This is a genomic window from Alcanivorax sp. IL3 (genome assembly GCF_047495465.1).
GTDB classification, from domain to species: Bacteria; Pseudomonadota; Gammaproteobacteria; order Pseudomonadales; family Alcanivoracaceae; genus Alcanivorax; species Alcanivorax jadensis.
In genome coordinates, this window is sequence record NZ_CP179931.1 from 317,428 (window position 1) to 330,512 (window position 13,085).

Genomic DNA, 13,085 nt, shown 5'->3' on the forward strand with positions numbered 1-13,085 from the left:
CCTGCCGGTGACGGAAAATTTCAGGAGATCGTCAATGAAAGCTGTTGCCCTGGTTGTGCCCGCTTTTGCCTTGCTGGTTACCGCCTGCGCCACCCAGTACGACACCGATTACCCCGCCGGGCTGCCGGAAGGCACCACCACTTGCCCGGATGATCCGCCCGACATGTGCACCATGGATTACCGCCCTGCCTTTGGCTATGACGAGCAAGGTGGCATTCTCGGCGAATACGGTAACGCCTGCGGTGCCTGCGCCACCAACGGGGTGAAATACACCTCGCCCAAACAGCTTCCGCAACCGGCCGCAGCCCCGGACGACAAATAACCTCGAGGTCGCCCCTTGCCCAAGGCCCTGACCCTGCTGCTGGATTTTGACGACCAGTACCGTCGCGATGTGCAACAGAGCCACGCCTTTCTGCACCGCCGCGACCGTCGCTTTGCCCAGCAGCAGGAAGAACACAAACAGCCGATCACCGTACCCGCCTGGCTGGCGGTGCTGCATGCCCTTAACGGCCAGCGCCGGGAATCCGGTGCCGACCCGCGCCTGCGTCACTGGCGCCAGGCCCGCTGGGTGTTTGCCGGCCTGGGTACGCTGCTGGGGGTGGGCTTCATGCTGGGGCTGTTGTGGTATGACGGCAGCCGGCAGATCAACCTGACCCTGCTGATCGGGCTGGTGGCCCTGCAACTGTTGCTGGCCCTGTTCACCAGCCTGCAGGCCTGGCTGGGTTGGCAGCCCTGGGGCAGCCTGCTGGGGCCGCGCCAGGGCGACGACCCGCTGGCGGCCCTGCGCCCGGCGCTCTGTGCCCGTATCGCCCACACCGGTGGCCTGCTGTTTGCCGTCAGCGGTCTGCTTACCCTGCTGGTCCTGGTGGTGGTGCAGGATCTGGCCTTCGGCTGGAGCACCACCCTGCAGACCTCCGCCGACGGCTATCACCAGATGGTGGCGGCCCTGGCCCAGCCCTGGCAGAGCCTGTGGCCGGCAGCGGTACCCTCGGCGGAGCTGGTGAGCGCTTCCCAGTTCTACCGGCTTGCGGACACCCCGGCGGACAATCCGGCCTTGCTCGGCACCTGGTGGCCCTTTGTGCTGATGCTGTGGCTGGTTTATGTGCTGCTGCCCCGGCTGCTCCTGCTGATGCTGGCGGCCCTGCAACTGCGCTGGCAGGCGGGCCAGGCCCTGCGCGCCCACCCGGGCTGGCAGGGGCTGTTCTATCGCTTCGAGACCCCCTGGGTGGAAACCCGTGGCCAGGAAGACAGCCAGCCCGCCCCGGCGGCGGCGCAAACCGTGCTGTCGCCCTTGCCGGACAGCGCTACCCTGATCCACTGGGCCGGTGCTGCCATGGAGGCCCCCGCGCTGTTGCCTCGACTCAGCCGCGACCCGGCGCCGCTACAGCGCCGTGCCGGGGGCAACAATTCCCTGGATGAGGATGCCCAGGTGCTGGAACAGACCGGCGCCCGCAATCAACCGGTGATATTGATCACCCGGGGCTGGGAGCCGCCCACCGGTGAACTCAGCGATTTCATTGTCGATGCCCGCGATCACTGGCCCGCCGCCACCCTGCTGGCGCTGGTGCCACTGGCGGACGAACAGGGCGCTGCACTCACCGATGCCGGCCTGCTGGCCCAGTGGCAGCGCTTTGTGGACCGTCAGGGTGACAGCCAGCTGCTGCTGTGCGCCCCCCGGGAACAGGAACCGTCATGAACGAAACGGCCCAACAACAGCCCCGCTTTGCCGTGGTCGGCCACCCCAACAAGGGCAAATCCAGCGTGGTGGCCACCCTGGCCCAGAACGACTCCATTGCCATCGCCATGGAGCCGGGCACCACCCGTGACAGCCACCGCTACCCCATGAAAGTGGACGACGTCACCCTCTACGAGCTGATCGACACCCCCGGCTTCCAGCGCCCGCGCAAGGTGCTGGCCTGGTTGCAGGGCCACAGCCTGTCCGCCTCCGACCGCGCGGACACCGTGGCGGCCTTCGTCACCCAGCATGCGGATGATCCGCGCTATCACGACGAATGCGAGCTGCTGCGTCCTATCGTGGAAGGCGCCGGCATCATTTACGTGGTCGATGGCTCAGTGCCCTATAACCGCGAACACGAAGCGGAAATGAACATCCTGCGCTGGACCGGCCGGCCCAGCCTGGCGCTGATCAACCAGATCGGCAGCGACGACCACAGTGCCGACTGGGAGGCAGCTCTGGGCCAGTACTTCCAGATCGTGCGCCGCTTCGATGCGGTCCACGCCCCCTTCGAAAAGCACCTGGACCTGCTGCGCAGCTTCGGGCAACTGGCTCCGGACTGGCGCGAACCCCTGGATGCGGCCCTGGAATACCTGCAGGCCCTCAAATTCGGTCGCGACAGCCAGGCCCTGGAACACATCGCCGATGCCCTGATCGACATGCTCGGCCATCAGGAGAGCGTCCGTCTGGGCGAGCACGAAGCCGCCAAACCGCTGTTGCCCAAGCTGCGCCAACGCTGGCAGAACTGGCAGCGCGAGCGGGAGCAACGCCTGCGCCGGGGGGTGGAAGATCTCTACCAGCATCGTCGCCTGCAACGACAGGAAAGCGACCTGCTGACCCCGGACGATGGCGACCTGTTCAGCGAACGCACCCGCCAGCTCTGGGGAATCAGCAAGACCCAGCTGGCCGCCGCCGGTTTCGGCGCCGGTGCGGTGGGTGGTGCCGGGCTGGATGCGGTGGTTCTGGGGGCTTCCCTGGGCACCGGCGCGCTGGTCGGCGGCCTGCTCGGCGCTGCCGGCAGCTACTACTACGGCGACAAACTCACCCGCCTGAAACTGGGGCCCCTCAGCGGCGGCTTCCGCGAAGCGGTCTACGGCCCCCTGAAAGACCCCCAGTTCGCCTACGTGGTACTGGGTCGTGCCCTGGTGCACAGCTACGAAGTGAGCCAGCGCAACCACGCCGGCCGCGACGTGCTGGCAGTCAACGACGCCGGCGAACACTGGCTGGAGCACATGGACCGCAAGGACCGCCAACGCCTGCACAAGACCCTGCAATCCCTGGCCAACCGCAAATTCGAACCCGGCAAACGCCAACGCCTGATCGAACAACTGGAACAGGCGCAACAGGCGTTTGGGCGGTGGCAGATGGAGCAGTTTGAGGGCGGTTAACAGTTAACAGTTAACAGCGACGCGGTTTGGCGTGGGTTCCGGTTTTCAAGGCCAGGGGCCGCGCACCCAGCTTTGCGCGCGGGCAGGGGCGTTATAGACAAGACAGCGGTGATTCGCGAACTGTTCACTGTTAACTATTCACTATTAAATGCCTTTTTTTGCATTCCGCTCAGTCAGCAAAACCGCCCTGGTGGCAGATTTGCGAAGGGTGTTCATTGCTCTGACACGAGAGTCTGGGCAAGCTGAAACGACCCAACGAGGACGTTTCATGCTGCCCGAAGAAATCAAACTCAAGCTTGCTCCCCTGTCCCGGTCCGCCTGGCGGCCCCGGGTGGGGCCTGCTGTGCCAGGTGCGCGCTCCAAGTTTGGTGGCCTGCCTTTGCTCAGGCCGGATGAATCCTGGCCCTGTTGCGGGCATTGTCATCAGCCCATGCAGTTGTTCGTGCAACTGGATTCCGGTGATCTGCCGGCGGACGCCGGGCAGCCTTTCGGGGATGGTGTTCTGCAGGTGTTTTACTGCACCAACATGGAAGAAGAATGCGAGGTGCTCGGTCAGGCCCATTTGCCTTTCTCCGAGGCCTCAATGACACGGGTGATTCCCCGCGACCAGACCCACGGTTTCGACGCCCTGCCGGTGACCATTCCCGATGCCTTTCCCGAGCAGTCCCTGACCGGTTGGAGTCGCCACAACGATTTCCCTGATCAGCAGGAAACCGTGGCCATCAACGATGATCTTCCCGATGGCACCCTCGCCCTGCTCCATGCCCACCGCCCTGCCCCGCGGGCTGGCGACAAACTGCTGGGCTGGCCGCACTGGGTGCAACATGTGGACTACCCGGCCTGTCCGTGTTGCCAGAAAAAAATGAATTTTGTCATGCAGCTGGACTCCACTGACACCCTGCCATTCTGGTTCGGTGATTACGGTTGCGCCTATGTTTTCCAGTGTGAAAACCATGCCGATATCATGACGATGACCTGGTCAAGCCGCGCCTAATTTAAAAAATAAATTAAAAATAAAATCTCTACCCTTTTCCATCTATTGTTGGAGCCTTGCTTGCAAGGCGAATGCCCTGCTGGCCTGATTCGCCTTGCAAGCAAGGCTCCAACGGACAGACTGAGGAGGTGGTCAATGCCCACGCTCACGGCGATATCTCTGCGGCGAAACCCCCATCACTTTTTTAAATAATCTTGAAAAATAATAGGGGTCGTCATAGCCAAGCCAGGTGGCAATCTGTGCCACGGTGTCGTCACTGATATCCAGCAGATAGCAGGCATGGCTGACCTTGATACGTTGGAACGCCTGCATCGGTGTTTGCCCGGTCTGGCGTTTGTATTCGCGAATAAAGTGGTAGCGCGACAGCGCACTGGTGGCGGCCACCAGTTCGTCCAGATTGAGCCGGCGGGTGAGGGCGGTTTGCAGGTAGCTGTTGACCCGGTTGATATCCAGAGACGCGTGGCGGGTGGTGTGCTGACGGCGCATCAGCGCTGCGAAGGCCAGCAGGCTGCGCAACAGGTTGGCGGCGTAGACCAGGTGCTCCGGCTGCACCCGGGTGGCGGCAGCCAGTAGGGCCTGAAATTCCTCCGCCAACCGCGAATGCACCCCCACCGTCACCCGGTAACGCTCGGGACTGTCTCCGGCAATTTCGTCAAAATAACGCGGCGCCTCATCGCCACCCAAGTGCACCCAATAAATACTCCAGGGGTCGCTGTCATCGGCCTGGTAGTGATGCGCAAGGCCAGCTGGCAGCAGCAACAGATCGCCGGCGGTGACCGGTAATGTCTGGCCATTAACCTGCAATTGGCCTTGGCCAGCAACGCAGTAAATCAACAGATCATCTGCCGGCTTCGCCCGCAGCATGCGGTGTCCGCCGGCATGGGGGTAGTAGCCGACGCCATGGGGCAGGCAGCCGCGACATAGCGGGTGCGCGGTCATGGTGGCCAGCACCGACGGCGGAATCACGGTGCGCTGGCCGGTGTCGGGCAGGGGCCAACGGGAGGTTTCCGCCGGGTGCTGACCGGTTGTCGTTGAAAGGCTCATAAACCGCAATATAATCCATCTTGGCTCAAAAGTGGCTATCTCTATCGCTCAATCCCTGTGCTACAAAGGGACCCATACCGACAATACTTGCGTGGAGAGCTGTCATGACCCGTCGTCTGCCCCTGCTGATCAATGGCGAATTCGTCGCCAGCCAGACCGACCAATGGATTCCTGTGACCAACCCGGCCACCCAGGAAATCCTGTGTGAAGCCCCGGCGGCCACCGACGACGAAATGGAGCAGGCCATTGCGGCGGGTAAGGCGGCGTTCCAGACCTGGAAGGAAGTGCCGGTCTCCGAGCGTGCCCGGTTGATGCTGCGCTATCAGGCGCTGTTGAAAGAGCATCACGACGAGATTGCTGAAATTCTTAGCCAGGAAACCGGCAAAACCTTCGAGGATGCCAAAGGGGACGTGTGGCGCGGTATCGAAGTGGCCGAGCAGGCCGCCAACATCGCCTCGCTGATGATGGGCGAAACTGTGGAGAACGTAGCGCGCAGTATCGACACCCATTCCTGGACCCAACCGCTGGGCGTGTGCGCCGGCATTACCCCGTTCAACTTCCCGGCCATGATTCCCCTGTGGATGTTCCCGCTGGCCATCGCCGCCGGAAACACCTTTGTGCTCAAGCCTTCCGAGCAAGACCCGATGACCCCTAACCGTCTGGCGGAACTGTTCCAGGAAGCCGGTGCGGCGCCGGGCCTGTTGCAGGTGGTGCATGGCGGCAAGGAACAGGTAGATACCCTGCTCACGCATCCGGACATCAAGGCCGTCTCGTTTGTGGGCTCGGTGCCGGTGGGTCAGCACGTGTACCGCACGGCCACCGACAACATGAAGCGCGCGCAGTGTTTTGCCGGTGCCAAGAACCACATGGTGATCATGCCTGATGCCAACAAGGATCAGGTGGTCAGCAGCCTGGTGGGTTCCTCCTGCGGGGCGGCGGGGCAGCGTTGCATGGCCATCAGCGTCGCAGTGTTCGTGGGCGATTCCAAAGCCTGGATCGATGAGCTGGCCAGCCAGTTTGCACAGATTCGCCCCGGTGCCTGGAACGACCCGGAGGCGGCCTATGGCCCACAGATCAGCCCGGCAGCCAAGCAGCGGGTGTTGAAAATGATCGAGCAGGGTAAGCAGGAGGGTGCAACCTGTCTGCTGGATGGCTCCGATTGCACCGTGGACGGCCTGCCGGACGGCAACTGGGTCGGGCCGACACTGTTTACCGATGTGACCGCCAACATGGCGATTTATCAGGAAGAAATTTTCGGTCCGGTATTGTGTTGCGTGTGCGTGGATTCGCTGGATGAAGCACTGGAACTGGTCAACAACAGTCCCTATGGCAACGGCACCTCCATCTTTACGGCCAGCGGTGCCGCCGCGCGGAAATATCAGCACGAAGTGGAAGTGGGGCAGGTGGGTATCAACGTGCCGATTCCCGTGCCGCTGCCGTTCTTTAGTTTCACTGGCTGGAAAGGCTCGTTCTACGGTGACCAACACGCCTACGGCAAACAGGGCGTGCGTTTCTATACAGAAACCAAAACCGTTACCAGTCGCTGGTTCGATTCGGATATCCAAACAGCCGCCGGGCCGAACATGAGCATTAATTTGAAATAACCGTCTCCCGTTTTTGTAGGATCTTGCTTGCAAGCGAACCCGAAACGGCGAACAACAGTGGTTCGCTTGCAAGCAAGCTCCTACAGTCATTAACACCCTTGCCGTGAGATAAAACGTGGACTTTTCTTTCACAGAAGAACAAATCGCCTTCCGCGAAACGGCGCGCCAGTTTTCTGAAAAAGAGCTGGCACCGTTTGCCGCCGAATGGGATGCAAAAAGTGTTTTTCCCAAGGAGGCTATTCGCAAGGCTGGCGATCTGGGTTTCTGTTCCCTGTATTGCGAAGAAGCGCATGGGGGAATGGGGTTGTCACGTCTCGACGCCGCGCTGATTTTCGAACAACTCTCCCAGGGCTGCACCTCCACCACCGCCTTCATCACCATCCACAACATGGCCACCTGGATGCTCACCCGTTTTGGCAGCGATGCCATCCGTGCGCGCTGGGCGGCGGACTTGATGAGCGGTGAAAAACTGGCGTCCTACTGCCTCACCGAACCGGGCGCCGGTTCCGATGCGGCTTCGTTAAGCACCACCGCGAAAAAAGACGGCGATGACTATGTGCTGAACGGCGCCAAGGCGTTTATCTCCGGGGCCGGTGATACCGACGTGCTGGTCTTGATGGCGCGCACCGGTGGGCCTGGCGCCGGCGGCATTTCCTGCTTTGCGGTGCCGGCGGATGCTCCCGGCGTGAGCTATGGTCGCAATGAAGCCAAGATGGGCTGGAAGAGCCAGCCCACCCGGGCGGTGATTCTGGAAGACGCACGCATTCCTGCCGATTGCCTGATCGGTGAAGAAGGGCAGGGCTTTCGCATCGCCATGGCCGGTCTGGATGGCGGGCGTATCAATATCGCCAGCTGCTCACTGGGTGCCGCCCAGGCGGCCCTGCGCCAGGCTCAGCAATACGTGCAGGAACGCAAACAGTTCGGCCAGGCCATCGCTGATTTCCAGGCCGTGCAATTTACCCTGGCGGACATGGCCACGGAGTTAGTGGCGGCGCAACAAATGGTGCGCCTGGCGGCCTGGAAACTGGATCAGAATCGCAGCGACAAAAGCATGCTGTGCGCCATGGCCAAACGACTAGCAACGGATCTGTGTTTCAACGTCTGCAACCAGGCGCTGCAACTGCATGGTGGCTATGGCTATATCAGTGAGTATCCGCTGGAGCGTTACGTGCGTGATGCACGGGTCCACCAGATTCTGGAAGGCACCAACGAAATCATGCGCGTGATTATCGCGCGCAATGTGCTGAAAGATTTATCGTTTTTATAAGAAATGAAACACCGTAGGAGCGGCGCTTGAGCCGCGAACATACTTGCGAAAGCCGTGCCAGTTGCATTCGCGGCTCATACTCGCATAGCACAGAGAGCGCCGCTCCTACATCTCCAACAAAACGAGGGAGAGATAACAATGAAAATCGGATTCTTCGGTGTCGGTCATATGGGTGGGCCCATGGCGGCCAATCTGGTCAAGGCCGGCCATGAGGTGGTGGCGTTTGACCTGATGCCCGCCTTGCTGGAAACCGTCGTTCAGGAAGGTGCCAAGGCGGCGAGTAGTGCGGTTGACGCTGTCGCTGGAGTCGACGTGGTTGTCAGCATGCTGCCCTCCGCTGGAGCAGTGCGCGGTCTCTATCTCGGCGACAACGGCGTCTTGCAACACATTGATAAAAGCGCCTTGATCATCGACTGCTCCACCATCGATGCAGACACCGCCCGTGACGTAGCCGCCATCGCCAGAGAGCAGGGCAGGGTAATGATCGATGCGCCGGTCTCCGGTGGCGTCGGTGGTGCCAAGGCCGGCACGCTCACCTTTATCTGTGGCGGCCAGGAAGAGGCCATTGACCGGGCCCGTCCGGTACTGGAATGCATGGGCGCCCAGGTGTTCCGTGCCGGAGACAACGGCGCTGGCCAACTGGCAAAAATCTGCAACAACATGCTGCTGGCCATCCACATGATCGGCACCGCCGAAGCCCTGCAAATGGGCGCCGACCACGGTCTGGATCCGGCGGTGCTTTCCGAGATCATGAAAGCCAGCTCCGGCGATAACTGGTCCCTGGACAAGTACAACCCCTGGCCCGGCGTCATGGAAAACGTACCGTCATCCAAAGACTATGAAGGCGGCTTCGCCGTGAAATTGATGAACAAGGACCTGGGTCTGGCATTGCAAGCGGGACTGAGCACGCAATCCGCCACGCCTATGGGTAACCTGGCGAAAAGCCTCTACGCGGCCCATGGAAACCATGGCTACTCCGAAAAAGATTTTTCCAGTATCCAGCGGTTTTTTCGGCACAAGGAGTAGGGCAGTTAATAGTTAACAGTGAATAGTTAAGAGTGCGCGCTAGAGCGCCACTGTGGCTGGAATGATAAAGGCCGCGCCCAAAGTTTGGGTGCGGCCTTTTTTGTGTTCGCTGTTAACCGTCGTCCGTCACATCAAACAGCGACGGTTCTTTCATGGTTATCCTGGGTTCTTGCGTTGAATCTTTCAGGCACCAGCATGCTCAGTGAGCATTTCCTGCAAGCGGCTCTCTAAAGCGGCATGAAAAGAATCAACGGTGTCAGAATCATCGTCTGCGCCATTTTCAGGTGGTGACATCGGCGCATTCAGATAGTGAACCAGTTTGGCCGGTTTGGGCACGATGGTGCCGTACTTACCAATGATAACCGGAGCGGCCAGCTTGTAACGGTTGTATACCCAGTCCGTCACCGGGTTCGATACCACGTGATAAATATCATCCGCTGCCGGGCAGGCGGAGAGGATGACCGGCGCGCCGGTGCGCACAGCCAATCGCGCAAAGCCCTTTCGGTCACCGATATCCAGCTGATATTTCTGGCTGCTGGGGCGCAGCGCTTCACGCATACCACCCGGCGCCACCAATACCAGCTCGCCATCGCGCAACAGGCTCTCTGCATTGTGCTGTGAGCCCTCAACGAAACCGTAGGCGGTCGCCAGATCGCGGACTACTGGAATCTTGAAGATATAGCGATCGCCAAGCAGCCAGACATCGCGCCCTAGCTTGTCCCTCACGGCGGCAGCAAGCAGGCCGCTGTCATAGGTGGCAAGGGAATGATTCACCACAATCAGAGCCGGGCCGCTGGCCGGGATATGCTCCAGGCCCTCAACACGGTGCTCGTGATAGCGGGCAGCGCGGTTCAAGACGGTGTCTGCGATATTGATGATGTTCATAGTGATAGCTTGATCCGAGTCTGTTCGTTTTTCAAAAGAGAGCTAGTGGTACATTGTTGTTAAGGGCTTGGGACGATTGGCGCTAAAAATCGGCTTTTGGCTGTGCACATGATTGTGATGTGCCATTTATCGCAGCCATTGAGCTTTTGACAGGATTCAGCAGTCTCGCTGCATTCCATGAATTACCGGGTAAGCATGGTTAGCTTCGAGCTTGCCGCAACACCCTGACTGCCGATTATGCCCGAGACACGTAAAACACTATAATCACTGGTTAATCCGTATCTAGTCTAATTTGTAACTCTCCGCCTCAGGCTTGTAATTGTGAACACCCGCCAGCGAAGCAAGAAAAGCCAGTCCAAACCGGTGCGCAAAGGTCTGCACCCGAGAAACCTGCATAACCAAGGCTATGATTTTCCTGCTCTGGTAACCAGTCACCCGCCGTTGGCCTCCCATGTGAAGCCGAATCCCTACGGCGATCTATCCATTGATTTCTCAAACCCGTTGGCAGTTAAAGCGCTCAATGCCGCGTTACTAAACCGATACTACAACATTGCCGATTGGGATATTCCGGACGGTGCGCTTTGCCCTCCCATTCCGGGCCGGGCCGACTATATCCATTACATTGCGGATCTGGTCGGGCCTGAAAACCCTGACATCAAGCTGCTTGATATTGGCACTGGCGCAAACGGGATCTATCCGCTGCTGGCCTGCCGGATTTATGGCTGGCAGTGCGTCGGCAGTGATATAAACCCCCAGTCGCTTGCGAATGTGACCACGCTTATCGCCAAAAATGCCGAGCTCAAAGACCGTTTTACCCTGCGCACGCAAACTGACAAGAACCATATTTTTGAAGGCATTATCCAGCCGGGTGAATGGTTCGATGTCAGCGTATGCAACCCGCCTTTCCATGCCTCGCAGGATGAGGCACTGAAAAGTAGCCAGCGTAAAGTCTCTAACCTGGCGCGCAATCGTGGCGAAGAAAAGGCGACAGCAAAGGCACCGAATCTCAATTTTGGTGGGCAGGGCGCTGAGCTGTGGTGCAAGGGCGGAGAACTATTGTTTCTCAAGAAAATGATCAGAGAAAGTCAGGTGTATTCATCACAATGTCGCTGGTTTACCAGCCTGGTTTCAAAATCCGACAATGTCAGGCCTTTGAAAAAATTGATGCTAAAGGTTGGAGCTATTGAGATACGGGAAATAGAGATGAAGCTGGGGAACAAGGTTGCCCGGCTTCTGGCTTGGACATTTTCCCAGTAGATAAATCGGAAATATGAAAAGGGGTTGGCTGTAAGTAGGGATGTTGGGGTCAGGCATTGCCTTTTGCTAATTGGGGCACGGGGCAAGACCTGATTCTCGTTATTTGCAAGCAGGGGTATATTTTTCGTTTTGATTTATGTCCCACTGCCTTGGGTTGTTAGCATTTTGATGCCACAAAGCGCTTATGAAAATGAAGCAGGTGCGCACGAGTGGCTGTAATTAAATTCAGGTGATTTTGCATAAGATATTTATCGAACTTCCTGTAAACGGCCTCTATACCATTCTTGCTTGCTTTGGTTCTGACCGAGACGCCTTTAGAGGGCGATGCATATAACCAACTACCATGGGCATACTCGTTTCTATTGATGCCACAAGCAGTAATTGCCTTGTCGAGTTCCCTGATTTCAGATTCATAGCCAAAACTGTGGTATGCGTTTTCAATGCTGTAGAGTTTTAGAAGTGTTGTAGCTTTCTTTCTAAACATCATCTCAGACAAGACAGCGTAAATCTTTTCATGATTATCGTCGCCATACATATCACACAGTAAGGCTGATATTTCGTCATCCAGGCAGTTGAACTCAATGATAATGCTTGCGAGGTATGGCTTGATCGCTTCAAGGTAGTCGTTCAACTCTGCCTGACTATCAAAATACTCAATCTCACCAAATATGGCGCTTCTGTTAATTGTGTAGTCGGTCATATTGAATGCCAACGCCTAAAACACCGGCGCAGCTTTGCTGCGTCCGAGTGCTTTGATTTGTTAGGTGTGCTACGGGTTATTTTTTCCAACTTTAGGAACAAAAAGTTCATTCATTACCTGCTCTGCAGAGTTTTTCACATTTTGAGAAGGTTCTGGATCCAGTTGAGATTCAAGTTTATTTATCTCATCCATCCAGTGTATATATTCTTCATCATTGAAATTTGAAGCATGCTTTTCAGTGCTTTTCTCAATAAATTTGATAAGAGAAAGAGTTAGCCTCTTTGCTATATCTGAGGGGGCGCTTTGAAAATCATCTTCAAAAAAATCTTTTTCATATTTCTCAAAGTAGTCGGCCTGCTTTAAATACCTGCTTAAATAATAAAATGCAGCTCTAACATCAGGAATTTCAAAACCCTTAATTATCTCTTCTAAATTATTCATTCTAACCAATCCTAATAATATCAAATGCTGACTGAGGTAAATCCGACAAAATATACTCATGTGAGAGGGGGTTGGCCCTATCCTTAACATCTACCTTTTGATAATAAGGAACAGCTTCTAGACGAGAAATAACACAAAGCAAGGGTCTGAAGACCTGATCTTTTGAATTCTTAGAAATGTAGATGATTTCATCATGAGCATCCTTGCTAATATTCCCAAGCTTCAACATGATTGAAGCGCCTTTCCGAATCCCTCGTCTATTAAGTTCTATTTTTGTATTGTGATGATCAGCACCGTCGACCTCCTTTTTCAAGGTGTTATATATCTCCACAGGGGATGAGCTTGGCGGAACAGTAAAGTGGGGTGACTCGAAATCTGAGCCAAAATACGGAGTGCACCACATATAGTGCTTATCGCCATAATATTTCTTATTAATATTGTAGGCTAATGTCGTCATAGCCGAATACAGAATCGGATGAGCAATATCTTTTAACGACATACATTTTCCTTACGGTCGATCATTATTGAATTACACCTAACAGCGTATTAGTTAGAACGTTCCGTATAACTCGGTTCCTTACAACTCTGGGATCATCCTCCTCTTCCCATAAAGAAAAGCCTGCCATAGCAATGGGTTCGGATGCTATAGCCTATCTCCTGCACGGTGTTATGAGGAACGTTCTATATAACTCTTGGGGAATGGGCTCCCGTTCTGTGACTGCAAGGTGCTTGATTGTAAAGAGA

At 56.9% G+C, this 13,085-nt stretch carries 13 protein-coding genes; 8 read left to right on the forward strand and 5 right to left on the reverse strand.

Annotation, left to right across the window (positions count from 1 at the left end; genetic code table 11):
- Positions 1-34: 34 nt before the first annotated feature.
- The 4 genes from ACMG4M_RS01555 (at position 35) to ACMG4M_RS01570 (ending at position 4,117) form a co-directional block, all read left to right on the forward strand.
- Entirely contained in the window at positions 35-322 is a 288-nt protein-coding gene (locus ACMG4M_RS01555; RefSeq protein WP_052042524.1) for a hypothetical protein, read from the forward strand.
- A gap of 15 nt (positions 323-337) precedes the next feature.
- A complete protein-coding gene (locus tag ACMG4M_RS01560; protein ID WP_035245897.1) occupies positions 338-1,696 on the forward strand; it encodes a DUF2868 domain-containing protein in 1,359 nt (452 codons plus the stop codon).
- Complete coding sequence (locus ACMG4M_RS01565) at positions 1,693-3,123, forward strand: GTPase/DUF3482 domain-containing protein (protein WP_414430601.1); 1,431 nt, start codon at positions 1,693-1,695, stop codon at positions 3,121-3,123. Before ACMG4M_RS01560 ends, ACMG4M_RS01565 begins: the two co-directional genes overlap by 4 nt.
- Before the next feature lie 268 nt (positions 3,124-3,391).
- Entirely contained in the window at positions 3,392-4,117 is a 726-nt protein-coding gene (locus tag ACMG4M_RS01570; RefSeq protein WP_035245901.1) for a DUF1963 domain-containing protein, read from the forward strand.
- Between the two features lie 132 nt (positions 4,118-4,249).
- Here the strand turns inward: ACMG4M_RS01570 and ACMG4M_RS01575 are convergent, their stop codons facing one another.
- On the reverse strand, positions 4,250-5,161 hold the full coding sequence (locus ACMG4M_RS01575) for a helix-turn-helix domain-containing protein (protein WP_414430602.1): 912 nt from the start codon (positions 5,159-5,161) through the stop codon (positions 4,250-4,252).
- Positions 5,162-5,265: 104 nt separating this feature from the next.
- Between ACMG4M_RS01575 and ACMG4M_RS01580 the strand changes: the two genes are divergently transcribed.
- The 3 genes from ACMG4M_RS01580 to mmsB all read left to right on the forward strand — a co-directional run bounded on the left by ACMG4M_RS01580 (position 5,266) and on the right by mmsB (position 9,058).
- Positions 5,266-6,765: a CoA-acylating methylmalonate-semialdehyde dehydrogenase gene (locus tag ACMG4M_RS01580; RefSeq protein ID WP_414430603.1), complete on the forward strand. Its 1,500-nt coding sequence runs from the start codon at positions 5,266-5,268 to the stop codon at positions 6,763-6,765.
- Between the two features lie 115 nt (positions 6,766-6,880).
- Positions 6,881-8,032, forward strand: a complete 1,152-nt coding sequence (locus ACMG4M_RS01585) for an acyl-CoA dehydrogenase family protein (protein WP_414430604.1) — start codon at positions 6,881-6,883, stop codon at positions 8,030-8,032.
- A 138-nt stretch (positions 8,033-8,170) separates the two neighbouring features.
- On the forward strand, positions 8,171-9,058 hold the full coding sequence (gene mmsB / locus ACMG4M_RS01590; protein ID WP_035245906.1) for a 3-hydroxyisobutyrate dehydrogenase: 888 nt from the start codon (positions 8,171-8,173) through the stop codon (positions 9,056-9,058).
- A gap of 183 nt (positions 9,059-9,241) precedes the next feature.
- Here the strand turns inward: mmsB and ACMG4M_RS01595 are convergent, their stop codons facing one another.
- The gene (locus ACMG4M_RS01595; protein WP_414430605.1) at positions 9,242-9,943 is read right to left on the reverse strand and encodes a lysophospholipid acyltransferase family protein; all 702 of its coding nucleotides are present in this window, start codon (positions 9,941-9,943) and stop codon (positions 9,242-9,244) included.
- Positions 9,944-10,264: 321 nt separating this feature from the next.
- Between ACMG4M_RS01595 and rlmF the strand changes: the two genes are divergently transcribed.
- Positions 10,265-11,200, forward strand: a complete 936-nt coding sequence (gene rlmF / locus ACMG4M_RS01600; RefSeq protein WP_414430606.1) for a 23S rRNA (adenine(1618)-N(6))-methyltransferase RlmF — start codon at positions 10,265-10,267, stop codon at positions 11,198-11,200.
- Between the two features lie 157 nt (positions 11,201-11,357).
- Here the strand turns inward: rlmF and ACMG4M_RS01605 are convergent, their stop codons facing one another.
- From ACMG4M_RS01605 to ACMG4M_RS01615, 3 genes are all read right to left on the reverse strand, one after another.
- Positions 11,358-11,900 (reverse strand): hypothetical protein, encoded by a 543-nt coding sequence (locus ACMG4M_RS01605; RefSeq protein ID WP_414430607.1) that lies wholly within the window; start codon positions 11,898-11,900, stop codon positions 11,358-11,360.
- 69 nt (positions 11,901-11,969) lie between these two features.
- A complete protein-coding gene (locus ACMG4M_RS01610; protein WP_414430608.1) occupies positions 11,970-12,341 on the reverse strand; it encodes a hypothetical protein in 372 nt (123 codons plus the stop codon).
- A gap of 1 nt (position 12,342) precedes the next feature.
- Entirely contained in the window at positions 12,343-12,840 is a 498-nt protein-coding gene (locus tag ACMG4M_RS01615; protein WP_414430609.1) for a hypothetical protein, read from the reverse strand.
- Between the last annotated feature and the right edge of the window lie 245 nt (positions 12,841-13,085).